Source organism: Citrobacter sp. CK188, assembly GCF_030333525.1.
Lineage (GTDB): Bacteria > Pseudomonadota > Gammaproteobacteria > Enterobacterales > Enterobacteriaceae > Citrobacter_B > Citrobacter_B koseri.
In genome coordinates, this window is the sequence record NZ_JAOWFU010000029.1 from 490,754 (window position 1) to 515,023 (window position 24,270).

A 24,270-nucleotide genomic window follows, 5' to 3' on the forward strand; every position below is an offset into this window, starting at 1 on the left:
CATTATGCGGGCTTAGTGCAGTGTCTAATGAATATTAGAACTGGTAAACCAGACCGACGGCTACGATATCATCGGTTGCGATACCGTTGTCTGCGTAGAAGCTATCGTCTTCATCCAGCAGGTTGATTTTATAATCAACATAGGTGGACATATTTTTGTTGAAGTAATAGGTCATACCCACATCAACATATTTCACCAGATCTTTATCGGTGTAACGCCAGTTGCCACGGCTATCGGTATCCTGACCACCTAAATCTTTGCCTTTAGATTGCAGGTAGGCAATAGACGGGCGCAGACCGAAATCAAACTGATACTGTGCAACAACTTCAAAGTTCTGCGTTTTGTTGGCGATACCGCCTCCAATGCGGCTATCGCTTGTTCCATAGTAAGTCATATTACGGGTTTCAGCGTACATGGCGGCGAGATAAACATTGTAGGCGTCGTATTTTGCACCAACGGTCCAGGCTTCGGCGGTTTCACCACCCGCCATTGTGTTGCCATGAGCACTGTCACCCAGACCACTACCTACCTGAGCATTGGTACGATCGGAATTGGCGTATGCCGCACCCAGGCTTAAACCGAAGTCGAAGTCGTAGGAGGTGGACATACCGAAGCCGTCACCATTTTCTTTGGCCAGATTGCGATTAGTACTGTTGCCGGAACCTTCCTGGCCAAAGTCAGCACCTCCATTTTCATTATTACCCTGATACTGGAGCGCAAAGTTCAGACCATCAACCAGACCAAAGAAGCCGTTATTACGGTAGGTTGCTACGCCGTTAGTACGGCCTAACATATAAACGTCAGTCTGAGTGTAAGTATCGCCGCCGAATTCTGGCAGCATATCGGTCCAGGCTTCTACGTCGTAAACCACGCCGTAGTTACGACCGTAATCGAAAGTACCGTTTTGACCAAAACCTAAACCAGCGAAGCCGAGACGAGTCCAGGCGTCACCTTTATCACCTTCAGTACCGTTGGCCTGAATGTTGTATTCCCACTGACCATAACCGGTTAACTGCTCGGCAATTTGCGTTTCGCCTTTAAAACCCAGACGGGCATAGGACATGTCGCCGTCGCTGCCTGCATCGTCAGAGAAATAACGCAGGCCATCAACTTTACCGTACAGGTCCAGTTTATTGCCGTCTTTATTATACACTTCAGCCGCATTTGCAGCGCCTGCAATTAATAGAGCAGGGACAAGCATCGCCAGAACTTTTCTTTTCATTATGTATTCCCTATAATAATAATTGATATGAATAAGTGATCGAATCCTGAAGATCACTGTTGAATACTATTCCAGGAAGTTCATTCTTTTTTAAATATTACATGTAACAAATGTATTTAAAATATTTCTAATTGTTTCTTTTGGTGTGGTTATAAATAATTTAATATGTATTTATTGCTTTATATTTAACTGTGTTATGTTTTTCTTTTAATAAATTATGGTTTGCGTTTTTAGAATTTATTTTGTGAATGTTTTATCGTAATTAACGCTATTTTAACGTCGTTCTGATTTTCTTTTTATTCCATTTATTGCCTTCATCAACTTGTCTGATACCTCCTTTCGTAATCATTGAGCGTGAAGACAAGGCGGAATATTGCTAATGTTGCTTTCTGATTCAGAGGAGGCAGCGTGGATTTACACTACTGGCAATCGCAGTTCGAAGCGTGGTTGGGCAAAAATCACCACGAGCAGGATAGCGCCCATGACATTTTTCATTTTCGTCGCGTCTGGGGAACGGCACAAAAGCTGTCGACGGATGAGGATGTTGACTGGCTTGTTGTGCTGACCGCGTGTTATTTCCACGATATCGTCAGCCTGCCGAAAAATCATCCCGATCGCCATCGTTCATCCGTGCTGGCCGCTGACGCGGCACGTCGCATATTAATGAACGATTTCCCTGCGTATCCTGAAGAGAAATTAGCGGCAGTCAGTCATGCGATTGAGGCGCACAGTTTTAGCGCCCACATTGCGCCAATGACCAGCGAGGCGAAGATTGTGCAGGATGCCGACCGGCTTGAAGCACTGGGCGCAATCGGTCTGGCGCGCGTGTTTGCCGTTTCCGGCGGGCTGGGCGTTTCGCTATTTGATGCTGAAGATCCCTTCGCGCAACGTCGCCCGCTTAACGATAAGCAATTCGCCCTCGACCATTTTCAGACAAAACTTCTGACCTTGCCGCAAACCATGCAAACCGCGCGGGGAAAGCTGCTGGCAGAGCATAACGCCGACTTCCTGGTGACCTGGATGGCGAAGCTAAGCGCGGAGCTAAGGGGGGAGTACGACTCGTTGGATCAGACGGTAATTCAGGCTTTTAGCTGCGATAAGTAGCAACCATACCCAAAACGTAAACGCGTTCATTTTGTGTTAACCTGTCGAATATCAATTTCGCCGGTTAAATGTATGCAGGAAAATCTTTCAGTAACAGGTTTCCAGGATCTGATGACGGACAATGCCGGGGCTGCCGTACAGGCGCTGCTGGGCAAACTGCTGGAAATCTATGATGTGAAAACGCTGGTGGCGCATCTGAATGGCGTTGGGGAGAACCACTGGAGCCCGGCTATTTTTAAACGCGTCGTGGCGAACGCAACGGCGTGGCATCGTCTGAGCGAGAGCGAATATACGCACCTCAGGACATTGTTGCCAACGCCTCCGGCACACCATCCGCATTATGCCTTTCGTTTTGTCGATCTCTTCGCCGGGATCGGCGGAATTCGCCGTGGCTTTGAAGCGATAGGCGGGCAGTGCGTGTTTACCAGCGAATGGAATAAACACGCGGTACGCACCTATAAAGCCAATTATTACTGCGATCCGCAACGGCATCATTTCAATGAAGATATTCGCGATATTACGCTGAGCCACCGTGACGGCGTGAGCGATAGCGAAGCAGCGGAGCATATTCGCCAGCACATACCGGAGCACGATGTTCTACTGGCCGGTTTTCCCTGCCAGCCATTCTCTCTGGCAGGGGTATCAAAGAAAAACGCGATGGGACGGGCGCATGGTTTCGCCTGCGATACGCAGGGGACGCTCTTTTTCGATGTCGTGCGGGTTATTGACGCCCGACGCCCGGCGATTTTTGTGCTCGAAAACGTCAAAAACCTGAAAAGCCACGACCAGGGAAAAACGTTTCGCATCATTATGCAAACGCTTGACGAACTGGGGTATGACGTCGCTGATGCTGCGGATAACGGGCCGGACGATCCGAAAATTATTGATGGCCGCCATTTTTTACCCCAGCATCGGGAGAGGATTGTGCTGGTGGGATTCCGCCGCGATCTTAATCTGAAAACCGATTTTACGCTGCGGGATATTGCCACCCGCTATCCGCAGCAGCGCATTACGCTGGCGGAGCTGCTTGAACCGGCGGTTGAAGCGAAATATGTGCTGACGCCGGTATTGTGGAAGTATTTGTACCGCTACGCGAAAAAGCATCAGGCCCGGGGTAACGGTTTTGGCTATGGGATGGTCTATCCTGCGAATCCCGGCAGCGTAACGCGCACATTGTCGGCGCGTTACTATAAAGATGGCGCGGAGATACTGATTGACCGTGGCTGGGATATGGCCGCAGGAGAGGCGAATTTCGACGATCCGGTGAATCAGCAGCACCGTCCACGCCGGTTAACGCCCAGAGAGTGCGCGCGGTTAATGGGATTTGAATCGCCGCAGGGATATCAGTTCCGCATTCCCGTTTCAGACACCCAGGCCTACCGTCAGTTTGGTAACTCCGTCGTGGTTCCGGCATTTGCCGCAGTAGCAAAACTGCTGGAGTCGAGAATTAAACAGGCCGTTACATTGCGCCAGAAAGAGAGCCAGCATGGCGGACGTACACGATAAGGCGACGCGCAGCAAGAATATGCGGGCGATAGCCACGCGCGATACGGCGATAGAAAAACGCCTTGCCAGTCTGTTGCAGGAGCAGGGGATGGCGTTTCATGTGCAGGACGCCACGTTGCCCGGACGCCCGGATTTTGTCGTGGATGAGTATCGCTGCGTTATCTTCACGCACGGCTGTTTCTGGCATCATCATGACTGCTACCTGTTCAAAGTTCCCGCCACGCGTACCGAGTTCTGGCTGAACAAAATCGGTAAAAATGTGGAGCGCGATCGGCGAGACATGCTGAGGCTTCGCGAGCTTGGCTGGCGTGTGCTGATTGTCTGGGAGTGTGCTTTGCGTGGCCGGTTGAAACTCAGCGACGCCGCACTGGCGGAACGGCTTGAAGAGTGGATCTGCGGCGGTGGCCCCACCGCGCAGATCGACACGCAGGGTATTCATTTACTGGAGTGATTTTTCCGATTCGCTCGCTGCGGTCGCGGGTCTGGCGGGAAACAAATATTTCCCCAGCGTCACCAGGACGACAGCGAAAACAATTACCCCTAATGCCAGCCACTCGACGGAAGAAAGGCTTTCTCCCCCCAGACCTGTTCCCAGCAACACCGCCACTACCGGGTTGACGTAGGCGTAACTGGTCGCCAGCGCCGGGCTGACATTACGGATCAAATACATATAGGCATTAATGGCGATAATGGAACCGAATAGCGCCAGATAACCTACCGCCATGAAGCCGGAGAGCGTCGGCATCGTCGTCAGCTTTTCCCCGGCGATAAAGGAAGCGAACATCAGCACAACACCGGCAGCCAGCATTTCAATCGCTCCGGCCATCATGCCTGTCGGCAACGCGATGCGGGCGCCGAACACGGAGCCGAATGCCCAGCTCATCGAGCCAATCAGGATCAACAGCGCGCCCCAGGGGTTGCCGCTCAAATTTCCGCCGCTATTGAGCATGATGATCCCCGCCAGGCCGATGGCGATGCCTGTCCACTCCAGTTTTCGCGTTTTAATGCCAAAGAAATGGCTGAAGCACAGCGTGAAGAGTGGGACCGTCGCGACCACCACGGCGGCGATGCCGGACGGTACATCCTGATGTTCCGCTACGGTAACCAGACCGTTCCCCACCGCCAGCAGCAGAATGCCAATCAGCGCGGCATTGAGTAATTGACGCAAAGGGGGCAGTTTATGCCCACGAAGAAGTAAGAATGTTGTTAACAAAATCCCCGCAGACAGAAAACGGACGCCCGCCATCATCAGCGGCGGCCAACTCTCAACGCCAATACGAATAACGAAGTACGTGGAACCCCAAATGATATACAGCGCGAAGAGTGCGCTAAAAAGTGGTAGTAACTGCCTGAAACGCATAATCCCTCACGGCGGAAATAAAAAGGTGCAACATAGTAAACGTCAAAACTATCGCGCTGGCGAGCGTTATAATTGCACTCTTTTGTTAAATTTTTGTTGACGATTGCTACCCGTTTCGGCATTACGTTTTTTACTTCATACTTACCTCTTCAAAAGAAAAATATTGAGGGATTTATTTTGGCAGGAAGTAGTTTGCTGACGTTGCTCGATGATATCGCCACGCTGTTGGATGATATCTCGATGATGGGAAAACTGGCCGCGAAAAAAACGGCAGGCGTATTGGGTGATGATCTGTCGCTAAACGCGCAGCAGGTGACGGGCGTGCGGGCGAACCGCGAACTGCCGGTCGTCTGGAGCGTGGCGAAAGGGTCGTTGATCAACAAGGTCATCCTGGTGCCTCTGGCGCTGCTGATCAGCGCTTTTATCCCGTGGGCGATTACACCGTTGTTGATGATTGGGGGCGCTTTTCTCTGTTTTGAAGGCGTAGAGAAAGTTTTACACACGCTTGAGGCCCGAAAGCACAAAGAGAGCCCGGAGGCGCGTCAGCAGCGTCTGGCCGCGATCGCCGCACAAGATCCTCTCACGTTTGAGAAGGAGAAAGTGAAAGGGGCCGTGCGCACCGACTTTATCCTTTCTGCGGAGATCGTCGCGATTACGCTGGGAATTGTCGCGGATGCGCCGTTGCTCAATCAGGTTCTGGTGTTGTCCGGTATCTCGCTGGTGGTGACGATTGGCGTTTATGGTCTGGTGGGACTTATCGTAAAACTGGACGACATGGGGTACTGGCTGGCGGAAAAACGCAGCGTACTGGCTCAGGCGGTGGGCAAAGGGCTACTGGTTACGGCGCCCTGGCTTATGAAGGCGCTGTCCATTGTCGGCACACTCGCGATGTTCCTGGTGGGGGGCGGGATCGTGGTGCACGGCATCGCGCCATTACACCACGCGATCGACCATTTTGCTCAGCAGCAGAATGGTCTTATTGCGCTCACGCTTCCCATGTTGATTAATCTGGTGCTCGGTTTCATCATCGGCAGCGTGGTGGTAGGGCTGGTAAAAACTGTTGCCAACGTTCGCGGTGGTTCGCACTAATTTATGCCTCGCCGGATTATGCAAAAAAGGCCATCGTCGTCTAAGGTGAAAAAGTTTCACTGGATACAGGAGGCAGGTATGGTCTTTTTTGTCAGTGAGGAAGTTATCGCAAAAGAAGGTGGTCCACGCATGATCGTAACCGGTTATTCCAGCGGCATGGTGGAGTGCCGTTGGTATGACGGTTTTGGCGTCAAACGGGAAGCATTCCACGAGAATGAACTTATGCCCGGTGATGGCAGGCGGTTGCGGGAAGATGTCTGATAAAGGAACGCCCGGTTAATGCCGGGCGTTTTGTTACCCCAGAAAATAGCCGTTGAGTCGCGACACATAGTTCAGGAATAAAAGTAGGGAGCCGTCAGGTGCCGCATGAAACAACGCCAGGAAACTGGAGCTGGCTGAGAACGTTAGCACGACGCTTTGGGCCAGGCCATGTCGTAAATATCTGTTTTCTGGTTGTGATGATTTGTTCAACATTGCTGACCTGGCGTGAAGTGGTCGTGCTGGAGTCGGCATACCGGGCCAGTCAACGTAACCATCTGGAAAACGTCGCTAATGTGCTGGACAGACAGCTGCAATTCAGCGTGGATAAACTCTTGTTTCTGCGCAACGGTATGTATGAAGCGCTGGTCACGCCGCTCGATTTTGCCGACCTGCACGATGCGGTGGCGCAATTTGCGCAACTGCGCGGCAAAAGTTTCTGGCAACTGGAGCTAGACAGACGGCGAACGTTACCGCTTAACGGCGTCTCTGACGCGTTTGTTAACCGTACAACGCTTCTCACGCGGGATAACGATGCGCTGGCAAACGAGTTAAGCGCCGCGCTGGAACTGGGGTATTTGTTACGGCTGGCGCATTCTTCTACCATGCTGGCGCAGCGGACAATGTATGTTTCGCGTTCAGGCTTTTATGTCTCAACTGAACCCACAACCAATGGCGGCGACATTATGTCCCGCTATTACCAGTATGTGATCCAACCCTGGTTCAGCGGGCAATCCCAACGACAAAATTCAGCGCGCGGCGTGCGCTGGTTTAGCTCGCCGGTGCCGGGCGGCGAAGTGCAACAAAAGGTCACCGTGAGCCTGTCGCTGGATAACGAAAGACACTGGTATGGCGTGCTGGCAATGGATATTCCGGTGTCATCCATGAAGCGTTTCCTGGAGGATGCGGTCGAAAAAGATTCTGAAGGGGAGTACCAGCTCTACGACTATCAGCTCAGGCTACTGGCGACCTCAACGCCGGAAAAGCGTCAGGTTAATACCTTTGATGACCTTGAACTGGCGTTGCTCGCGAATGACATCGAACATGATACGCATGGCGGTATCCGTATGGGCAGCCGCTATATCAGTTGGGAAAGGCTGGATCATTTCGATGGCGTGCTTTTGCGTGTTCATACCCTGAGAGAAGGCGTGCAGGGGGCTTTTGGCAGTATCAGTATTGCGCTTGGTCTCCTGTGGGCGCTTTTCACGATGATGTTGCTCATCTCATGGGTTGTTATCCGCAAGATGGTCAGCAATATGTTTGTGCTGCAAAGTTCCCTGCAATGGCAGGCCTGGCACGATCCTTTGACGCGGCTGTATAACCGTGGCGCATTGTTTGAGAGGGCGCGCGTACTGATACAGCGCTGCCACGAGCAGCGACAGCCGTTTTCCGTTATTCAGATCGATTTGGATCACTTTAAGAGCGTCAATGACCGTTTCGGCCATCAGGCGGGAGATCGGGTGCTCTCCCATGCCGCCGGGCTTATTAGCGGCACAATACGTTCGCATGACCTTGCCGGGCGCGTAGGCGGCGAAGAGTTCTGTATTGTCTTACCGGGGACGACGCTGGTGCAGGCAGCACAGATCGCAGAGCGGATACGCCAGCGCGTGAACGACAAAGAAATCCTGATCGCAAAAGGCACGACCCTGCGCATTAGCGCATCGCTGGGCGTAAGCGGGGCGCAGGAGAACGGAGACTACGATTTTGAACAGTTGCAGTCGCTGGCGGATCGCCGGTTGTATCTGGCAAAACAGGCCGGGCGCAATCAGGTTTGTGTCCGTGACGACCATCCCGCGCCGTCGCCTGATACACGCTGAACCATTAGCTGTATTAATCATTTCTGCGAGAAATATTTGCTTGTCATACAAAAAAATTGCAGATAAGGTAAAACGCACATCAGATTTTCTGGTGTAACGAATTTTCAAGTGCTTCTTGCATAAGCAAGTTTGATCCCGGCTCTGAGAGCCGGGATTTTTTTCACCCCAGATCAGCGATTGATTTCCGTGACGCTAAAATCATGAATATCGAGTTCAAACGCATCCGCTAATTCATGCCATGTATGATAATCGCGGCCATCCACACTGACTTTCTCAGGATCATCAGCGCTGCGATGAATTTCGCTCTCGCTGATTTCATTGATCGCCGCGAGCAGGGCGTCAACATCAACGCTGACTTCGCGCTTGGCCGTTTCGCTGTACTCTTTCGCGGTTTTCATCTTCAGTACCTCATTTAACCGTGGCATCTGTAAGTATAGACCGTTGAGAAAACCAGCAATCACGCGCGGCAGACGCTGCCAGAAAAAGGAATTTGTTCTACACTGGCACAAAGCCACAGGAGGATAATTGATGAAGGTGAATGATCGGGTAACAGTCAAAACAGACGGCGGCCCTCGTCGGCCAGGCGTGGTATTGGCGGTTGAAGAGTTTAGTGAAGGTACGATGTACCTGGTTTCGCTGGAAGACTACCCGCTCGGTATCTGGTTCTTCAATGAGTCAGGCCATCAGGATGGGATCTTTGTGGAAAAAACAGAGTAATGTGATTTTGTCGCTTTTACCCTGACTGGTGGAATATCCACCAGTCAGGGGGCCTCATCGCATGTTAACAAAAATTCCGTTTGTCACGTTATCCGTCAGCCGCACGACATGATAGATAACCTGTTTATTATGCGTTTTTATCTTCCGTTTAATATTCCCTTTGTGGGATGACACCGTCTTTGCCTTGATATTCATTTGATCTGAAATCTGTATTGTTCCCTGTCCATCCATCCACATTCGCAATATACTGGATTCAGTACGGCTTAAAGATAACGTAGGTAAATTTACTACTCCTACAATATCCGTCTCTTTTTTCAGAATATCGCCAAGAATATCATCCAGAGAATCGGGCTTAATTGATTTTGAACTAATCAATAAGTTTTTTCTTACTAATAAGTATTCATCAAAATGCACATTAGCAATTGCCATAAAAACAATAAATAACGTGTTGGGATGCTGATTAATGATCTGCTTTATTTGCTGACTGTTAGATGGATCATGGATGAAACAGTCCTCATTAATAAACACCACAGAAGGCTGCTGTGAGTCACAAGCGATGGCGAGTTCGTCAACGGTCTCAATGTCGTTGATTTCCCTTTTTTTCACCCCTCTGCTTACCAGATACCCGGTCAAACCTAGCCGGGTGTAACTGCATAAATCCATAATAATCGTTGACATGGCATACCCTCACTCAATGCGTAACGATAATTCCCCTTACCTGAATATCTCATCACAACCCAACGGAACAATAATAGTGACCTAAGATGACGCTTTCGCTGTTTTCAGGCGAACTTACTATCCCGTAAAGTTACGTATAATTTGCCAGGAATCTTCTCAAAGTAAAGTAAATGTTATGTTATGTGAGTAAGGTAAAAACAAATAAAGCGCAGCAGATATATCCTGGTAGATGTTTTTAGATTTTAAATTTAGGAAAATCCTTAGTAAGACAGGATAAAAATCATGGGTTATTGGTTGTCGGCATTTCGCTAACGATATCAGCAAGCAAATTGAAAATTTCACCGAATAAGTGTTCACAGAAAGGGGCAATTAATGGCATGAGCGCGGTTATTAACAAAATGCCGACGGATAAGGTTAACGGGAAGCCAATAACAAATACGGATAACTGCGGAGCCATACGGTTTAATAGCCCGAGCGACAGGTTGAGTGTGAGCAGTAACGTAATGACCGGCAAGGCTAACATGAGTCCGTTGAGGAAGATCAGTCCGCCTGCCCGGGCAAGCGCCAGAAACGCATTGCTGTTGACCGGGTCGCCGCCGATAGGCAGCGTATGGAAGGTGTCTACCAGCAGCGAGATCAGCCACAGATGGCCGTTAAACGTAAGAAACAGCAGCATGGCGAGCATGTCGAGGATTCTGGCGAGTACCGGCATATTGAGGCGGCTGCCCGGGTCAACAAACGTGGCGAAAGAGAGACCCATTTGCAGACCGATGAATTCCCCCGCCGTACGCACCGCAGCAAAGGCAAACTGCATGGTAAACCCTAGCGCAATGCCGATCATGATTTGCTGCATGGCGAGCCATAAGGCTTCGGTGGAAAAAACAGGCACATTATTCGCCGGGAGTGAAGGGGCGATAATGAGAGTGATCATAAACCCCAGCCCCAGCTTTACCCGTTTGGGAACCGTACGTTCACTGAGGATCGGCGCGGTAGAGATCAGCGCCAGTACACGTAACAGCGGCCAGAAGTAGAGGTTAAGCCAGTATAACCATTGATCGCTTGTGACCTGCAACATCGCGTCTTATCCGATGATATACGGCAAGTTACTGAACAGCGTACGCACGTAATCCAGCAGCAGGTTAAGCATCCAGGGGCCCGCCACAATAATCGCCGTAAATACCGCCACAATTTTCGGGATAAATGACAGCGTCATTTCGTTGATCTGGGTGGCGGCCTGTAAAATACTGATGATAAGGCCGGTAAACAGCGCAACCAGCAGCAGAGGCGCGGCAAGCGCAAGCGCGACCTTCATTGCCTCCGTGCCTATCATCATGACCGATTCGGGTGTCATTTTGCGCCTCTAACTGTAAAAACTTTGGGCAAGAGAGCCAACGAGCAACTGCCAGCCGTCGACCAGGACAAAAAGCATAAGCTTAAACGGTAGCGCAATGGTGGCTGGCGGCACCATCATCATCCCGAGCGCCATCAACACGCTGGCGATAACCAGATCGATAATCAGGAAGGGGATGAAAATCGTAAAACCGATCTGAAAAGCGGTTTTTAACTCGCTGGTGACGTAGGCCGGGAGCAAAATTCGCATCGGCACGGCTTCCGGCCCCTGTAGCGGGCCGCTGTTTGCCAGACGCGCGAACAGGCCCAGGTCAGCCTCACGGGTCTGCCGCAGCATAAACTCCCGCAGCGGCTGAGCGCCTTTTTCCAGCGCTTCCTGCATGGAAATCTTTTCTTCGCTGAAAGGCTGCCAGGCATCCACGTAAATTTTGTCGATAACCGGCGACATAATAAAAAACGTCAAGAACAGCGCCAGCCCGAGAAGCACCTGGTTTGGCGGCGCAGAGGGCGTTCCCAGCGCGTTTCGCAGCAAGCCGAAGACGATAATGATGCGGGTAAAGCTGGTCATCATCAGCAAAATGGCGGGCAGGAACGTCAGTGACGTAATAAAGACCAGCGTCTGTACCGGCAGGGACCAGCTTTGCCCGCCGCCGGGTAGCGGTTGGCTGACCAGTCCGGGTAATTGTGCGAACGCGGCAGGGCTGATAAACCACAAAGCCATCAGCGTGAGGGATAACAAACGGCGCATCAGGATCTCCCGGAACGCTTCAACAAACTCTTCATCATGGCCTGGAAATCCGCAGGGGCGGCCGGTTTTTCTTCTGCAACGACAGGCGCAGGGGGGAGGGTATGCAACACATTGACGTGCGTGGCCGTGACGCCCAGTACCAGCCGAGCGTCTTCAACATCGACAATGACCACGCGCTCACGCGGGCCCAGCGAGGTGCTGGCTGACACTTTCAACCCTCGCGTACCGGCGCCTTTGGGCGCAAAACCCAGGCGTTTAATGACCCAGGCTGCGACCAGAATCAACACGATGATCCCAAACAGCGCGCCGCTCACCTGAACTAACGGCGAGCCTGATACGGCAGAGGGCTGTGAAACGGTAGCCTGGGTTTTCATGCTCAACGGCTCAGACGACGCATACGTTCAGACGGCGTGATGATATCCGTGATGCGCACGCCGTATTTATCGGCGACCACCACGACTTCACCCTGGGCAATCAGGTAGCCGTTAATCAGAATATCCAACGGCTCGCCTGCCAGTCCGTCCAGTGCGACCACTGAACCCTGCGTCAGGCGCAGCAGCTCCTTGATGGTCATGCGCGTGCGACCCAGCTCCACGGTCAGCTTGACCGGAATATCCATGATTAAATCGATATCCTGTAGGTTTCCACTGACGTCGCCGCCGCCCAACTGCTGGAAGACGGCATCGGCCGCGCTTTTGCTGGTCGTTGTTTTTTGCTCGTTTAACGCGTCAGCCCACAGATCGTCCAATGCGCCGGTATTCTCATCGGACGGATTATTCATGTCACTCATTTGGGCTGTTCCTCATTCAGCGAATTCAAAATCGGGTTGATCAAATGCTCTACGCGCAACGCATACTGACCGTTCACGGTGCCATACTGGCTGGTCAGTACAGGTACGCCGTCCACATGAGCAATAATGCGGTCGGGTTTTTCAATCGGCAGCACGTCGCCGGGTTTCAGCTTTAATATCTGGGAAAGGCGCAGCGGGATGTCCGCAAAGTTCGCCACCAGCTCCAGCTCTGAATGCTGAACCTGACGCACCAGATTGTCGCGCCAGTTCTGATCTTCATGACGCGAGTTTTCCAGCGGCGGGTTCACCAACAGCTCCCGCAGCGGCTCAATCATGCTGAAAGGCAGGCAGATGTTGAACTCGCCTGTCAGGTTGCCAATTTCGACGTGGAACGGTGTGTTCACCACAATGTCGTTCGGAGAGGTGGTGATATTGGTGAATTTCACCTGCATCTCAGAGCGAACGTACTCCACTTCCAGCGGGTTGATCGCTTTCCACGCGTCGCTGTAGCCTTCAAGCGCCAGCTTCAGCATGCGGTTGATAACGCGCTGTTCGGTATGCGTAAACTCACGACCTTCCACTTTGGTCGGAAAACGCCCGTCGCCGCCAAACAGGTTATCCACGGCGATAAACACCAGACTCGGCGAGAACACCACCAGACCCGTACCGCGCAGCGGCTTCAGATGGATCAGGTTCAGGTTGGTCGGTACGGGTAAATTACGCGCAAATTCGTGATATGGCTGAATGCGGATCGCGCCCACGGTAATATCCGGGCTGCGACGCAGCAGGTTAAACAGCCCCATACGGAATTGACGCGCGAAACGTTCGTTAATGATCTCCAGCGCCTGTAGGCGCTCGCGCACCACGCGACGCTGTGTATTGGGATCATAAGGACGAATATCATTGTCGCCCACGCCGCCAGGGGTGGGTTCGTCTTTGGCCTCGCTGTCGCCGTTGAGCAGCGCATCGATTTCAGCCTGAGAAAGAATACTATCGCCCATGTCTTTACCGCAGAATGAAAGCTGTATAAAGAACGTCGGTGACTTCCTGTTTCGGTTGTCCAGCAACGAGCGGAGTAGAGAGCGTTTCTTTGATTGCCGCGATCAGCGTCTGCTTCCCGGCTTCTGTCGAAAGCGCAGTGGCATCCTGACGCGAAAACAGCAGTAACAGACGGCTGCGCACTTCTGGCAGATATTCGCTCAGACGCGCGCGCGTCACTTCGTCCTTCAGGCGCAGCGTAATCCCGATATACAGCACGCGATCGGCATCGCCCAGATTGACGGTAAACGTATCCAGCGCGAAAAATACGGGCGCTGGCGGCGGTGGCGGGGCCGCGGTAGCGCTGGCGGTCGGGTGCTCCTGCATCCGCCAGTAGCTATAGCCGGCGGTTGCGCAGGCGGCAAGAGTAATCAACACCAGCAAAGGGATCCAAATTGAGCGTTTGCTCTTTCTGTTAATCGCGGAGTCAGTCATCAGATACGGGCTTCCTGTTTCGGTACAGCTTATTGGCTGATTATCCCGTGTCCTGTCCACGGCAAAGCGTGGAAAAGACGCGGATAATCATGCTACCTCTGGCGTTAGGCGAAGATATCCACCGCGCCATCGCCGCGAGCGGCAGCCTGGAGCGAGCCCGGCGTCGTCAGTGCGATGTCATCTTCGGCGGCAAAAGCCTCTTGTCCCTGTGCGCGGGAAGCGTGCTGCTGCTGGGATGACGACTGCTGCTGTCCGGCGAAACTTTCACTGCTGATACTGCTTTGTCCCAGCTGGATGCCGTTTTCCGCCAGTTGGGTACGCAGTACGGGTAACGCGGCTTCCAGCGCGGCGCGAACGTGGCTATGCGCTGACACCATTTGCAGTTGCGCCTGGTTATCATCCATTTTGAGGGAGATTTGAATCTGCCCCAGTTCCTCCGGGTGCAGACGCAGTTCCGCGCTCTGCTGCCCCTGGCGGGTAAACAGCGTCACATGCTGGCTTAATGACTGCTGCCACTCATGGCTGCCCAGCGGCGCGCTGAGCACCGGGGCGGCTGCGACAGGCGCGGGTTGCGTCTGCGTCGTCATACCGCCAGGCGTGGTCATGGCGCCAATGGTCGTGACCGGAGAAGGCGTGCTTTCCATGTCGGCTTTAGCGGCAGCGGCGGCGACCAGCGGCGTTACCGGCTGGTTGCTTGCTGAGTTTGCGGTGACGTCAGGCGCGGCATCGACTTTCCCTTTTTTCAGCTCGCCAGTCGTCAGCCCGGCAACTGCATCCTGCATAGCGGCGCGCGTATCGCCACGCAGCGATGCCGGGGCGGAGAGTGCGCCTTCAGCCGACGCGGTTCGCGTGGTTGGCGTCAGCGCTGGCTGGCCCGGTAACATGGCGAAGAGCGCGCTCAGATTCGCGAGGTCTTCATCGCTCAGCGCCGGTGCGTTGTCGTCCTGCCGGGCAGTCTTACTTAACGCGTTCAGGGCGTTGCTTTTCAGCGAAGGCGTCAGCGTGGACAGCAACTGCTGTGCCTCGGTCAGGTCTGCTGTGGCGTCATCCGTCAGCAGATCCTGGCGCGCCAGAAGATCGGCCAGCGGTGTCGTCTGCGGCGTATCGGCATTTTTTTGCAGCAATCCTTTTTGCAGTTTGCCGCCTGCCGCCTGGAGATCGGCAAGCGAAAGCGGGGCATCTTTACCCTGCGCGTCGCCTGCACCCAAAGCACCGGCTAACAGCGCCAGAAAATCCTGGGCTGAATCGGCTGTTTTACCGGCCTGAAGGCCTGTCGTTACGTCTGTGTCGGTCGTGATCAGTTGGGGCAAGGTGATCATTCGGTTTTCCTCATTGCAGCACGCTGAGCAAATTCATCCATTTTTTTCTGATCCAGGCGGTTTTCAGCCAATAACGCTGCCGCACTTTGTCTGTCCTGTAAGGTCTGCCAGGCCTGAAGCCGTTGTTTCTTTTCACGCCAGCTGTTCAGCGCCACGTCCACTTTTTGTGTCCACTGCGTCAGCTGCTGGCGATGCTGCTCAATGGCCTTCTCCAGCGTCTGAATAAATTGCTGATAGTTAATCCAGCGGTTGCTGGCAATCCCCTGGCCCATATCGGCATTGAGATTGTTGCGATACTCATGCTGATAATCAATCAGCATTTTCAGTTGTTCTTCCGCCTGCTGGAATCCGCGTCGCATTTCCCCTAATAAGAGAGCGGCATCATCCACTTCTTTCTCGGCCAGATCTTTTAATGTCGCCAGCGCACCATGTTGTGCCATGACCTATGCCCTCCTGCTTCATCACACCGTCGGGAAAATCAGTTCCAGCGCCTGGAGAGAATCTTCCCAGTCGGCTCGTTCGAAAATACCTTGTTGCAAAAACGCCTCCAGCTGCGGCCACAGCGCGATGGCTTTATCCAGCATGGGATCGCTGCCTTTGGCATACGCGCCGACGCTCACCAAATCGCGGTTACGCTGGAAACTGGACAGCAACTGTTTGAAATTCCGTACGCGTGCATAGTGTTGCTCGGTGATCAGCGACGTCATTGCACGGCTGATCGACGCTTCAATATCAATGGCCGGGTAGTGACCGGCTTCGGCCAGACGACGGGATAACACAATGTGTCCATCCAGGATCGCACGCGCCGAGTCGGCGATTGGGTCCTGCTGATCGTCGCCTTCGGTCAATACCGTATAAAACGCGGTGATGGAGCCGCCGCCGTGAATGCCGTTCCCCGCACGTTCCACCAGCGCAGGTAATTTTGCGAAGACCGAAGGCGGATACCCCTTGGTCGCAGGCGGTTCGCCGATCGCCAGCGCAATCTCACGCTGCGCCATCGCGTAGCGGGTCAGGGAGTCCATGATCAGCAGTACGTGCTGCCCGCGATCGCGGAAATCCTCGGCAATACGCGTGGCATAGGCCGCTCCCTGCATTCGCAGCAGTGGCGAGACGTCCGCAGGCGCGGCAATCACCACCGAACGCGCGCGCCCGTCAGCGCCCAGAATGTTTTCGATAAAATCTTTAACTTCGCGGCCACGTTCGCCAATCAGCCCGACGACGATAACGTCCGCGCGGGTATAGCGCGCCATCATGCCGAGCAGAACGCTTTTACCCACGCCGGAACCGGCAAACAGCCCCATACGCTGTCCGCGTCCGACGGTAAGCAGCGCGTTGATGGGGCGGACGCCGGTATCCAGCACATGCTCAATAGGCGTTCGCTGCAAGGGGTTGAATGGTTGAGTGATTAACGCGCCGGTTTCCGTGGTGTCTGGCGCGGGAAGACCATCCAGCGGCTTGCCGCCGCCGTCCAGCACGCGCCCCAGCAGGGCAGGGCCGAGCGGCAGCTGTTTTCCGCTTTGCAGACCTTCTCCGGCAATATTTTTTGCGTAAACGCGTGCGCCGGGAAGAATGCCTTCGACCTCTTCCAGCGGCATTAAAAACAGCCGCTGGCCATTAAAGCCGACGACTTCGCTTTCCACTTCGCGTGTTTCCGTCCCGTCCTGCCGTTCAATGACGCAGGTCGCGCCGAGCGGCAGCTGCAAGCCAGTGGCTTCCAGCACCAGACCGGTGGCGCGGGTCAGCCGCCCGTAGCGACGCACCGCCGGGAGCTGCGCCATTTTGGCTTCGAAGTTATCCAGCGTATTCAGCCAGCGGGTCAGGCGCGTAGTCATCAGACGACTCCGGGAGCCGCCAGGCGGCAGAGTTCTTGCCAACGCGTGGCGACGCTGGCGTCCAGATCGCCTTCATCGGCGGACACTTTACAGCCGCCATGATGCAGCGTGGGATCGCCGCGCAAACGCCAGCCGTGCAGGCTGAGCGTGGCCCCGAGCATCTCTTCGACGCGCTGTAAATCATCCGGGTGAACGCGTAATTGCGGTTTCCCGCTGAACAACGGTTCCTGTTGCAACAATTGCTGGATCTGTTTAATGAGTGCGGAGTTGTCCACCGCTGGCGTCTGGCCGATCACCTGGCGAGCGGCTTCCAGCGCCATTTGCATCAGGCGCGAGGCAATCACGCTGTCCAGCGCGTCCAGCGTATTCTGAAACTCGCTGACCAGTTGCTGCATTCGGGCATTCAGCGGCGCCTGTTGAGCGCGCGCCTGCGTCTGGCCTTGCTCCAGCCCTTGCGCTAATCCTTCCTGATAGCCCTGTTCGTGGCCTTTCTGGCGGCCTTCGGCGAGGCCCGCGTTATACCCTTGCTCGTGCGCCTGCATTTTCAGCTGCGCCAGTTGCTGCTCAAGCTGCTGTTCGGCACTCAGCTCCGGTTCGTCATCGATGGCTATCGGTTCGTCGCGGTGCTCCATTGGCACAAACTCGGCCAGGGGAGGGACGAGATCGTCCGGTGTCCAGATCTGCCACGGCAATTCGTTAGACATAGGTATCCTCGCCGCTGCCGATTACCATTTCGCCGGTTTCCGCCAGACGACGCACAATAAGCAGAATGGCTTTCTGTTCGTTCTCCACCTGAGACAGACGTACCGGGCCACGGTTGGCGAGGTCGTCGCGCAGAATATCGGCAGCACGCTGCGACATGTTGCGCAGGAATTTCTCGCGTAGCGGCGGCTCGGCGCCTTTCAGGGCGATCAGCAACGACTCGGAATCCACTTCCTGCAACAGACGCTGGATGCTGCGATCGTCGACTTCCACCAGATTTTCGAACAGGAACATTTCGTCGATAATTTTCTGCGCCAGCTCGCCGTCGAATTCGCGTACGGCGCTGATAACCGCCTCTTCCTGCTGGGTTTTCATCAGGTTGATGATTTCTGCCGCGGTTCTCACGCCGCCCATTTTGCTGCGCTTGAGGTTCTGACCGTCGAGCAGACCATTCAACACTTCGGTCAGTTCCGCCAGTGCGGCTGGCTGTACGCCGCCGAAGGTCGCGATACGCAGCATGACATCGTGGCGCAGACGTTCGTCGAACAGCGCCAGAATATCGGCGGCCTGGCCGCGTTTGAGATGCACCAGGATGGTGGCGATAATCTGCGGGTGTTCGTCGCGGATAAGGTCGGCGGCGCTTTGCGGCTCCATAAAGTTGAGCGTTTCAATGCCGCTGGCGGTATCCCGCGTTTCGAGGATATCTTCCAGCAGACTGGCGGCACGCTCTTCACCCAGCGCTTTAACCAGCACGGAACGCAGGTATTCGTTGGCGTTGATGTTGAGTGCGGCAAACTGTTCGGCTTCTTGCTCAAATTCCGCCAGCACATCGGTCAGCTGTTTGTTGGAAATCTGGCGCACGTTCGCCATTGCCGAACTCAGGGTTTGCACTTCGCGCGTGGAGAGGTGCTTAAACACCTCTGCCGCACGGTCTTCGCCAATGGTCATCAGCAGGATGACGCTTTTATCGGTGCCGGTAAGTTTATTGCTCATGATCGTTATTCATCCACTGGCGAATGACCAGCGCCACGACGCGCGGATCGTTATCTGACATTTCGCGAATACGCTGGCTCATCACTTCTGCGCCCAGACGCTGGTTCGCCCGGCGCTGCTGGGTCTGTTCGTCTTTGCTGAGGCGAACTTCTACCGCTTCTTCGGTTTCCTGACGAACCTGCGCCTGTTCCTGCGCGGCTTTCGTCTCTTCAGCGCGGCGAGCAAGCTGCGGTCGAACCGCTTTGCGCCACAGAATCCAGGCAACCAGCAGAACCAGGAGCCAGCGACCTGCGGAGATCAACTGCTCAATAAAGGCTTGCTGTTTCCAGAATGGCAGCTCGCCGCCCAGGTCGTCCGTTGCGGTAAACGGTGAGTTCACCACGTTAAGGGTATCGCCGCGTTTGTCGGAGAAGCCCATCGCTTCGCGGGTCAGATCTTCGATCTGCTTCATCTGTTCCGTGGTTAACGGCAGCGGTTTGCCGTCCGGCAGGGCGCGGTAGTTCACCACGACCGCCACGGAGAGTCGCTGCACATCGCCCACGTTCAGTTTGGTGTGGCGAATGGTGCGATCCACTTCATAGTTACTGGTTTCGTTGCGCTGCGTATTGCGCGGCACATTGCTGTTCGCATTGTTGGTCGTCTGCGTGTTCTGCGCGTTTTGCTGATTAGCAGGCGGTGTGCTGATCGGCGCAGCATTCGCTGGCGCAGGCTGATTCGACAGCGCACCCGGTACGCCGCCCGGATAGCCGGAGCCGATTTGCTCGCTTTCATTAAGCTGGCGTGAGCGCAGCACGGCCTGCGATGCGTCGCCGTTCGGACGGTATTGCTCTTCCGTCTGCTCTTTGTTGGCAAAATCCAGCTGCGCAGTAACCTGAGCATGGACGTTGCCGTTGCCGACGATTGGCGAAAGAATCGATTCGATACGGCGCTGAATGCGTCCTTCCACATCGCTGGCGTATTTCAACTGCGCGTCGTTCAGATCGCGGCTGCTGGTATTGGACTGAGTCAACAGATGACCGCCCTGATCGACCAGCGTGACGTTACCTGGCGGCAGACCCGCAACGGCGCTGGATACCAGATGCACCACCGCGCTGATTTGCCCTTCATCCAGCGCGCGGCCTGGTTCAAGATTGACCGTTACGGAAGCGGAAGGGGATTTCTGCTCGCGCACGAACAGAGAAGGTTTTGGCATCGCCAGGTGGACACGGGCGCGTTTTACCGGCCCCAGGGTTTCGATAGTGCGGGCCAGCTCGCCTTCCAGCGCGCGCTGGTAATTGACCTGCTCGCTGAACTGGCTGATGCCGAATTTTTCCTGGTCTAACAACTCGAAGCCGACAGCGCCGCCTTTTGGCAATCCCTGTTGCGCCAGGCGCAGGCGAAGCTCATGCACTTTATCGGCAGGCACTTCAATCGCACCGCTTCCTTCGGTGAAGCGGTAAGGGATGTTCATCTGGGTCAGCTGCGTGACAATGGCCCCGCCATCCTGATCGGAAAGGTTGCTGAACAGCGTGCGATAATCTGGCGCTTTCGCCCACAAAACCATAGCAACGATGATGGCAACGGCGGCTGATCCCGCCACAATCAGAGGAATTCTGGGATTCGCGCGCAGGCGATTAAGCCACTCGAGAGGTTTAGGTTGGGTTGCAGTCGATGCAGTCGCACTCATCTCGCACCTCGTGACTGATCGTGGACGGCGTTTTTTGCAAAGTGGAACAAGACTCACTCCCGGGTCAGCAAACTCGAAAAATTGACGGTCTCATTATTTGCGGTTTCGAATTTTTCTATGCGCCAAAAACCGAGGTTTTTTATCGCTATTTAGCGCCTTTATCTTATTGACAAACTGGTAATCTCTGCTGTGTAAAAAATCATCCAGGGGATTAGCATGTCAGCAATACAGGGGATTGAAGGGGTCATCAGCCAGCTACAGGCAACGGCGATGTCCGCACGGGCGCAAGACGCGCTGCCGCAACCAACCGTAAGTTTTGCCGGTCAACTGCATGCGGCACTGAATCGCATCAGTGATACGCAAACCACCGCGCGCGTACAGGCAGAAAAATTTACTCTGGGTGAGCCAGGCATTGCGCTTAATGATGTGATGACCGATATGCAAAAAGCGTCTGTCTCAATGCAGATGGGCATTCAGGTGCGCAACAAACTAATGTCGGCGTACCAGGAAGTGATGTCCATGCAAGTTTAGGTTACATAACCTAATGATATTTATAGTTAATACCCATCCGATCCTACTGCGTGGGGCATGGATGGGGCAAATTCACTCAATTTCTGGTTGAGGATGAGTACCTGGTCCTGGTTATTTTCAGCCATCCATGATCCGTATACCCGATAAACCATCTGAGCGTCGGTGTGGCCCATTTGCTTTGCGATGAAGTTCGGGTTGGCGCCAGCAGCTAACGACCAGCATGCATATGTGTGTCTGGACTGATATGCTCTGCGATAGCGAATCCCGGCGCGTCGCATTGCTGCCTCCCAAGACTGGTTGATCGACCCCACTGCATAATGATGCCCGGCCCGGCCATTACGCGATACGATCTGCGGGTTGAACACGAACGTGCATGGATGCACATCAGTACGACCGTATTCACGCAGTTTCACCTCAACCTGATATTGCTTGCTCAGCCTGGTCATTTCAGCCTGGTTCTTCAACACATCGATGGCTGGCTGAATAAGATTAATGATGCGGTCCGTGCCGGCCTCAGTTTTCGGAAGGGTGAACTCCTTCGTTAACGTGTGGTTCCGGCGGATCATCATCGTGCCCGCGTTCAGGTCGATATCTTCCCAAGCCAGCGACACGAGTTCGCCGTGGCGCACACCGGTGTAAACGGCCAGCGACCACATGTTTTTCAGCTGCTGGTGGGCGCAGGCGCTAATCATCCTGACAAACTCCTCGCGCGTCAGCGGGTCGGGTTCGCATCGTGACCGCTTAAGCATGGCGATCCCGGTGAACGGGTTTACCCGGACATACCCGCTGTCAGAGGCAAACTTAAACATCCCGCCCATGATCTTCATGTAGTTGTTGACCGTTCTTACTGAGCGGCCTTTAACCGGCGTTTTCTGCCCGATTTTCAGCGTGTGATAACCGGTCAGCAATTCCTTTCTTATAAACAGTAGGTCTTCCTGCGTCACCGCAGATACCAGCCTGTCCCCGCCGATCCTTGGCACCATGTTGCGCGCTATAGATGAATAGCGAGACATCGCATTGGTGCTGATCTCCATGCGTTTCAATTCAAGCCATTTATTCGCCAGCTCCAGCACGGTGATTTCCTTGCTCTCCACCCCAAATCTTCTCAGGTTCGGTGAGTCCGGGAACTGGGCGGCGTAATTGAAGTTGCCGGTCTTTATCGCGAAGCACACCGACGCGCGCAGTTCGCCAGCGATCTTCCTGTTTTTTGGTGTATCTGGCACGCCGAGACTTTCACGCACCCGGCTGCCTTTATAGATGAACCATATGCGGAGCGTACCGCCATGGTTCTCCACGCCTGTTGGGTATGCTGACTTAGCCATTATTCCCTCCTGACGTCCAAGAGCCCGCTAAGCATAAACGGATCTTCATTGGCGCGCACCCGGCTGTTTCTTTGACATGCTCTCAACCCACTGGTCGACAGCCTTGCGGTTATACATGCATTCACTGTTTTTCTTCGGCACGCCGTCCGGTGAGACGTGAAGGTATTCCCGTCCTACCATCCAGCATTTTTTGCGGGCCCGCTCGATAGTGCCAGGGCGAAGGCCGGTAATCTCGACGAGCTTTTCTTCGGTTACCCAGTCATTGGGCACGATTAAGGTCATTTCGCTCATGGGTTTCTCCAGGCAAAAAAGAACCCGGCGCAGGGCCGGGCAAAAGGGATCACGAGGTGGCGCTTTCGCACCCAATAGCCAGCTCATAACTGGCTATCAGTTGCGTCATTTGTAGTCTTCGTCAGAATCTGGGTCCCATCCTTTCAGTTCAATGGAAAGGCGTTTTTCAAGTTCGCTATGTTTTTTACGGTCATCTCCGTTGATATAGCGGTCTATTGCTAACGCACCAGCCTGATATGTTCGATCGCCAAAGAACCAGCCACCCTCGTCATAAAACTCATGGAAGAACATTAACTCAGGGAACCAAGTAACTAATTCATTGATAATTGGCTCGGGAATGCTCCAAGCTGTATCGAATTTAATGACCAGTTTTGAGTCGGTGTGCTCGACAATAGACATGTCGTAGGCGTTCCACTTCGTACCCCATCGCTTAGAATTAAATTCGTACCAATTACGGCCAGTTGACCCTTCCCGGCTCCCGCCTGTTAGAGCGTCTCCAGTGAAAATAAATGCAGGCGCTGGAATAATTCTGTTGAAGTCGAACACATCAAACGGCTCTTTAGCTTCGAGATCAGCGATGCGTTCAGACCACTCTTTACGACTTTTTTCATCAGCTTCTACATCATTTGCTTTCTCGTGCCAGAAATCAGGAACCTCACGTTTTTGTTTTCGGAAGCAGGCATTAAAAAGTTCAGACAAAGACTTCTCGTCACCTGTGATTGTCAGACGATTTGTTACGTGATTAGGCATTGTTTCTCCTCATGCCGCACGCTGGGCGCGCAGCTTCTTCAGGTGTTCTGCTGTTTCTATTTCTTCGGCGAGCCGCTCAGCCTGTGCTTTGGTCAGCGGCTCGAATTCATGCTGAAAGCGGCCTATGCTGGCGATGCAGGTGCGGCCGTTGCGGATGTAGTGGATTACTTCGTGGGTAGCGCGGAGGATTTTGCAGGGCGCGCCGTGGCGATCAGAGTAATAATCATCAGAAATCGGTAGGCTAGAAATCCGACTCTTCATGTTTCTCATCTCTTTTAGCTCGGGCTAATTGATGAGCGGCGGACGCCTCCTCCTCGGTGTCGAATCTTCCAAGAGAGGTTCTTTTCCCATCAATTGAGATGTGCGCCTCCCATCGACCATGCTTGGTAAGGCTAACCCCTTTGCAATTTGATGTGCAGCCACTCCTTTTCCTCTGATTCTTGGTCTGATCAGACTTAGTGGCCCATCGACAGTTCCCGGGGAAATACCCAAGATTATTGTCAATCCTATCGATGGTCATTCCGCGTGGTCTTTCACCCATATCAGCAAAGAACTCGCTGAATTCATGCCAGCGGTCACAAACAGTAATCCCACGACCTCCGTAATTTTTGTAATTTACATTGCTGGGGTTTTCGCACCGAGACAGCATTGCGCACCACGTTCCATAAGTTTCAGAACCATGCTGGCCATGCTTAGTCCTGAGCCTGACGGAAACCTCCCGGCTCAGGCAACCGCAAGATTTAGTAAGGCCA

At 53.7% G+C, this 24,270-nt stretch carries 29 protein-coding genes; 8 read left to right on the forward strand and 21 right to left on the reverse strand.

Annotated elements, in window-relative coordinates:
* Window positions 1–34: 34 nt before the first annotated feature.
* Window positions 35–1,222 carry a porin OmpC gene (ompC, locus tag OGV67_RS07605; protein ID WP_115614223.1) on the reverse strand — a complete coding sequence of 396 codons (1,188 nt, stop codon included), beginning with the start codon at window positions 1,220–1,222 and terminating at the stop codon, window positions 35–37.
* A 408-nt stretch (window positions 1,223–1,630) separates the two neighbouring features.
* On the opposite strand from ompC, the gene OGV67_RS07610 reads away from it, so the two are divergent.
* From OGV67_RS07610 to OGV67_RS07620, 3 genes are all read left to right on the forward strand, one after another.
* Complete coding sequence (locus OGV67_RS07610; protein WP_115614224.1) at window positions 1,631–2,326, forward strand: phosphohydrolase; 696 nt, start codon at window positions 1,631–1,633, stop codon at window positions 2,324–2,326.
* Between the two features lie 72 nt (window positions 2,327–2,398).
* Complete coding sequence (locus OGV67_RS07615; RefSeq protein ID WP_071258789.1) at window positions 2,399–3,832, forward strand: DNA cytosine methyltransferase; 1,434 nt, start codon at window positions 2,399–2,401, stop codon at window positions 3,830–3,832.
* Window positions 3,813–4,283, forward strand: coding sequence for a very short patch repair endonuclease (locus OGV67_RS07620; RefSeq protein WP_115614225.1), 471 nt, complete (start codon window positions 3,813–3,815; stop codon window positions 4,281–4,283). Before OGV67_RS07615 ends, OGV67_RS07620 begins: the two co-directional genes overlap by 20 nt.
* Here OGV67_RS07620 and yedA read toward each other — a convergent pair.
* On the reverse strand, window positions 4,272–5,192 hold the full coding sequence (gene yedA, locus OGV67_RS07625) for a drug/metabolite exporter YedA (RefSeq protein ID WP_115614226.1): 921 nt from the start codon (window positions 5,190–5,192) through the stop codon (window positions 4,272–4,274). The two genes, OGV67_RS07620 and yedA, sit on opposite strands and share 12 nt — an antisense overlap.
* A 177-nt stretch (window positions 5,193–5,369) precedes the next feature.
* Between yedA and OGV67_RS07630 the strand changes: the two genes are divergently transcribed.
* The 3 genes from OGV67_RS07630 (at window position 5,370) to dgcQ (ending at window position 8,356) form a co-directional block, all read left to right on the forward strand.
* Complete coding sequence (locus OGV67_RS07630; protein WP_112002100.1) at window positions 5,370–6,281, forward strand: DUF808 domain-containing protein; 912 nt, start codon at window positions 5,370–5,372, stop codon at window positions 6,279–6,281.
* A 78-nt stretch (window positions 6,282–6,359) separates the two neighbouring features.
* On the forward strand, window positions 6,360–6,542 hold the full coding sequence (locus OGV67_RS07635; protein WP_024130230.1) for a YodC family protein: 183 nt from the start codon (window positions 6,360–6,362) through the stop codon (window positions 6,540–6,542).
* 98 nt (window positions 6,543–6,640) lie between these two features.
* Window positions 6,641–8,356: a cellulose biosynthesis regulator diguanylate cyclase DgcQ gene (gene dgcQ / locus OGV67_RS07640; protein ID WP_110494109.1), complete on the forward strand. Its 1,716-nt coding sequence runs from the start codon at window positions 6,641–6,643 to the stop codon at window positions 8,354–8,356.
* 170 nt (window positions 8,357–8,526) lie between these two features.
* Here dgcQ and yodD read toward each other — a convergent pair whose 3' ends face one another.
* Entirely contained in the window at window positions 8,527–8,754 is a 228-nt protein-coding gene (yodD, locus tag OGV67_RS07645) for a YodD family peroxide/acid resistance protein (RefSeq protein ID WP_024130232.1), read from the reverse strand.
* A 130-nt stretch (window positions 8,755–8,884) separates the two neighbouring features.
* Between yodD and dsrB the strand changes: the two genes are divergently transcribed.
* Entirely contained in the window at window positions 8,885–9,073 is a 189-nt protein-coding gene (gene dsrB / locus OGV67_RS07650) for a protein DsrB (RefSeq protein WP_012131894.1), read from the forward strand.
* Window positions 9,074–9,127: 54 nt separating this feature from the next.
* Here the strand turns inward: dsrB and rcsA are convergent, their stop codons facing one another.
* The 14 genes from rcsA to fliF all read right to left on the reverse strand — a co-directional run bounded on the left by rcsA (window position 9,128) and on the right by fliF (window position 20,624).
* The gene (rcsA, locus tag OGV67_RS07655; RefSeq protein WP_202781242.1) at window positions 9,128–9,751 is read right to left on the reverse strand and encodes a transcriptional regulator RcsA; all 624 of its coding nucleotides are present in this window, start codon (window positions 9,749–9,751) and stop codon (window positions 9,128–9,130) included.
* Window positions 9,752–10,031: 280 nt separating this feature from the next.
* Window positions 10,032–10,826: a flagellar biosynthetic protein FliR gene (gene fliR, locus OGV67_RS07660; RefSeq protein WP_012131896.1), complete on the reverse strand. Its 795-nt coding sequence runs from the start codon at window positions 10,824–10,826 to the stop codon at window positions 10,032–10,034.
* Between the two features lie 6 nt (window positions 10,827–10,832).
* Window positions 10,833–11,102, reverse strand: coding sequence for a flagellar biosynthesis protein FliQ (fliQ, locus tag OGV67_RS07665; protein WP_012131897.1), 270 nt, complete (start codon window positions 11,100–11,102; stop codon window positions 10,833–10,835).
* 9 nt (window positions 11,103–11,111) lie between these two features.
* Window positions 11,112–11,849 carry a flagellar type III secretion system pore protein FliP gene (fliP, locus tag OGV67_RS07670; RefSeq protein ID WP_012131898.1) on the reverse strand — a complete coding sequence of 246 codons (738 nt, stop codon included), beginning with the start codon at window positions 11,847–11,849 and terminating at the stop codon, window positions 11,112–11,114.
* On the reverse strand, window positions 11,849–12,223 hold the full coding sequence (gene fliO, locus OGV67_RS07675) for a flagellar biosynthetic protein FliO (protein ID WP_058669300.1): 375 nt from the start codon (window positions 12,221–12,223) through the stop codon (window positions 11,849–11,851). Before fliO ends, fliP begins: the two co-directional genes overlap by 1 nt.
* Window positions 12,224–12,225: 2 nt before the next feature.
* Entirely contained in the window at window positions 12,226–12,639 is a 414-nt protein-coding gene (gene fliN / locus OGV67_RS07680; RefSeq protein ID WP_012131900.1) for a flagellar motor switch protein FliN, read from the reverse strand.
* Entirely contained in the window at window positions 12,636–13,640 is a 1,005-nt protein-coding gene (gene fliM / locus OGV67_RS07685; protein ID WP_112001982.1) for a flagellar motor switch protein FliM, read from the reverse strand. Before fliM ends, fliN begins: the two co-directional genes overlap by 4 nt.
* A 4-nt stretch (window positions 13,641–13,644) precedes the next feature.
* Window positions 13,645–14,112, reverse strand: a complete 468-nt coding sequence (gene fliL / locus OGV67_RS07690; protein WP_012131902.1) for a flagellar basal body-associated protein FliL — start codon at window positions 14,110–14,112, stop codon at window positions 13,645–13,647.
* Window positions 14,113–14,216: 104 nt separating this feature from the next.
* Window positions 14,217–15,431: a flagellar hook length control protein FliK gene (gene fliK, locus OGV67_RS07695; RefSeq protein WP_115614227.1), complete on the reverse strand. Its 1,215-nt coding sequence runs from the start codon at window positions 15,429–15,431 to the stop codon at window positions 14,217–14,219.
* Window positions 15,428–15,871, reverse strand: coding sequence for a flagellar export protein FliJ (gene fliJ, locus OGV67_RS07700; RefSeq protein WP_012131904.1), 444 nt, complete (start codon window positions 15,869–15,871; stop codon window positions 15,428–15,430). Before fliJ ends, fliK begins: the two co-directional genes overlap by 4 nt.
* Window positions 15,872–15,892: 21 nt before the next feature.
* On the reverse strand, window positions 15,893–17,263 hold the full coding sequence (fliI, locus tag OGV67_RS07705; protein WP_012131905.1) for a flagellar protein export ATPase FliI: 1,371 nt from the start codon (window positions 17,261–17,263) through the stop codon (window positions 15,893–15,895).
* Window positions 17,263–17,967: a flagellar assembly protein FliH gene (gene fliH, locus OGV67_RS07710; RefSeq protein ID WP_071258771.1), complete on the reverse strand. Its 705-nt coding sequence runs from the start codon at window positions 17,965–17,967 to the stop codon at window positions 17,263–17,265. The genes fliI and fliH overlap by 1 nt, the downstream gene beginning before the upstream one ends.
* Complete coding sequence (gene fliG, locus OGV67_RS07715; RefSeq protein ID WP_012131907.1) at window positions 17,960–18,958, reverse strand: flagellar motor switch protein FliG; 999 nt, start codon at window positions 18,956–18,958, stop codon at window positions 17,960–17,962. The genes fliH and fliG overlap by 8 nt, the downstream gene beginning before the upstream one ends.
* Window positions 18,948–20,624, reverse strand: a complete 1,677-nt coding sequence (gene fliF / locus OGV67_RS07720; RefSeq protein WP_058669296.1) for a flagellar basal-body MS-ring/collar protein FliF — start codon at window positions 20,622–20,624, stop codon at window positions 18,948–18,950. The genes fliG and fliF overlap by 11 nt, the downstream gene beginning before the upstream one ends.
* Window positions 20,625–20,840: 216 nt before the next feature.
* Here fliF and fliE point away from each other — a divergent pair, with 216 nt between their 5' ends.
* Window positions 20,841–21,155 (forward strand): flagellar hook-basal body complex protein FliE, encoded by a 315-nt coding sequence (fliE, locus tag OGV67_RS07725; protein ID WP_012131910.1) that lies wholly within the window; start codon window positions 20,841–20,843, stop codon window positions 21,153–21,155.
* A gap of 26 nt (window positions 21,156–21,181) precedes the next feature.
* On the opposite strand, the gene OGV67_RS07730 is transcribed toward fliE, so the two are convergent.
* From OGV67_RS07730 to OGV67_RS07745, 4 genes are all read right to left on the reverse strand, one after another.
* Complete coding sequence (locus OGV67_RS07730; protein ID WP_286465230.1) at window positions 21,182–22,477, reverse strand: tyrosine-type recombinase/integrase; 1,296 nt, start codon at window positions 22,475–22,477, stop codon at window positions 21,182–21,184.
* Between the two features lie 45 nt (window positions 22,478–22,522).
* Window positions 22,523–22,768, reverse strand: coding sequence for an excisionase family protein (locus tag OGV67_RS07735; RefSeq protein WP_014070846.1), 246 nt, complete (start codon window positions 22,766–22,768; stop codon window positions 22,523–22,525).
* A gap of 105 nt (window positions 22,769–22,873) precedes the next feature.
* Complete coding sequence (locus OGV67_RS07740; RefSeq protein ID WP_286465233.1) at window positions 22,874–23,518, reverse strand: DUF1281 family ferredoxin-like fold protein; 645 nt, start codon at window positions 23,516–23,518, stop codon at window positions 22,874–22,876.
* A 9-nt stretch (window positions 23,519–23,527) separates the two neighbouring features.
* Window positions 23,528–23,779: a DUF4222 domain-containing protein gene (locus OGV67_RS07745; RefSeq protein WP_286465236.1), complete on the reverse strand. Its 252-nt coding sequence runs from the start codon at window positions 23,777–23,779 to the stop codon at window positions 23,528–23,530.
* Between the last annotated feature and the right edge of the window lie 491 nt (window positions 23,780–24,270).

What these genes read in the sequence shown, in the direction of transcription:
- ompC (WP_115614223.1), bottom strand. Translation starts at nt 1,222, where the DNA reads ATGAAAAGAAAAGTTCTGGCGATGCTTGTCCCTGCTCTATTAATTGCA.
- OGV67_RS07615 (WP_071258789.1), top strand. Translation starts at nt 2,399, where the DNA reads ATGCAGGAAAATCTTTCAGTAACAGGTTTCCAGGATCTGATGACGGAC.
- OGV67_RS07620 (WP_115614225.1), top strand. Translation starts at nt 3,813, where the DNA reads ATGGCGGACGTACACGATAAGGCGACGCGCAGCAAGAATATGCGGGCG.
- yedA (WP_115614226.1), bottom strand. Translation starts at nt 5,192, where the DNA reads ATGCGTTTCAGGCAGTTACTACCACTTTTTAGCGCACTCTTCGCGCTG.
- OGV67_RS07635 (WP_024130230.1), top strand. Translation starts at nt 6,360, where the DNA reads ATGGTCTTTTTTGTCAGTGAGGAAGTTATCGCAAAAGAAGGTGGTCCA.
- yodD (WP_024130232.1), bottom strand. Translation starts at nt 8,754, where the DNA reads ATGAAAACCGCGAAAGAGTACAGCGAAACGGCCAAGCGCGAAGTCAGC.
- dsrB (WP_012131894.1), top strand. Translation starts at nt 8,885, where the DNA reads ATGAAGGTGAATGATCGGGTAACAGTCAAAACAGACGGCGGCCCTCGT.
- rcsA (WP_202781242.1), bottom strand. Translation starts at nt 9,751, where the DNA reads ATGTCAACGATTATTATGGATTTATGCAGTTACACCCGGCTAGGTTTG.
- fliR (WP_012131896.1), bottom strand. Translation starts at nt 10,826, where the DNA reads ATGTTGCAGGTCACAAGCGATCAATGGTTATACTGGCTTAACCTCTAC.
- fliQ (WP_012131897.1), bottom strand. Translation starts at nt 11,102, where the DNA reads ATGACACCCGAATCGGTCATGATGATAGGCACGGAGGCAATGAAGGTC.
- fliP (WP_012131898.1), bottom strand. Translation starts at nt 11,849, where the DNA reads ATGCGCCGTTTGTTATCCCTCACGCTGATGGCTTTGTGGTTTATCAGC.
- fliO (WP_058669300.1), bottom strand. Translation starts at nt 12,223, where the DNA reads ATGAAAACCCAGGCTACCGTTTCACAGCCCTCTGCCGTATCAGGCTCG.
- fliN (WP_012131900.1), bottom strand. Translation starts at nt 12,639, where the DNA reads ATGAGTGACATGAATAATCCGTCCGATGAGAATACCGGCGCATTGGAC.
- fliM (WP_112001982.1), bottom strand. Translation starts at nt 13,640, where the DNA reads ATGGGCGATAGTATTCTTTCTCAGGCTGAAATCGATGCGCTGCTCAAC.
- fliL (WP_012131902.1), bottom strand. Translation starts at nt 14,112, where the DNA reads ATGACTGACTCCGCGATTAACAGAAAGAGCAAACGCTCAATTTGGATC.
- fliK (WP_115614227.1), bottom strand. Translation starts at nt 15,431, where the DNA reads ATGATCACCTTGCCCCAACTGATCACGACCGACACAGACGTAACGACA.
- fliJ (WP_012131904.1), bottom strand. Translation starts at nt 15,871, where the DNA reads ATGGCACAACATGGTGCGCTGGCGACATTAAAAGATCTGGCCGAGAAA.
- fliI (WP_012131905.1), bottom strand. Translation starts at nt 17,263, where the DNA reads ATGACTACGCGCCTGACCCGCTGGCTGAATACGCTGGATAACTTCGAA.
- fliH (WP_071258771.1), bottom strand. Translation starts at nt 17,967, where the DNA reads ATGTCTAACGAATTGCCGTGGCAGATCTGGACACCGGACGATCTCGTC.
- fliG (WP_012131907.1), bottom strand. Translation starts at nt 18,958, where the DNA reads ATGAGCAATAAACTTACCGGCACCGATAAAAGCGTCATCCTGCTGATG.
- fliF (WP_058669296.1), bottom strand. Translation starts at nt 20,624, where the DNA reads ATGAGTGCGACTGCATCGACTGCAACCCAACCTAAACCTCTCGAGTGG.
- fliE (WP_012131910.1), top strand. Translation starts at nt 20,841, where the DNA reads ATGTCAGCAATACAGGGGATTGAAGGGGTCATCAGCCAGCTACAGGCA.
- OGV67_RS07730 (WP_286465230.1), bottom strand. Translation starts at nt 22,477, where the DNA reads ATGGCTAAGTCAGCATACCCAACAGGCGTGGAGAACCATGGCGGTACG.
- OGV67_RS07735 (WP_014070846.1), bottom strand. Translation starts at nt 22,768, where the DNA reads ATGAGCGAAATGACCTTAATCGTGCCCAATGACTGGGTAACCGAAGAA.
- OGV67_RS07740 (WP_286465233.1), bottom strand. Translation starts at nt 23,518, where the DNA reads ATGCCTAATCACGTAACAAATCGTCTGACAATCACAGGTGACGAGAAG.
- OGV67_RS07745 (WP_286465236.1), bottom strand. Translation starts at nt 23,779, where the DNA reads ATGAAGAGTCGGATTTCTAGCCTACCGATTTCTGATGATTATTACTCT.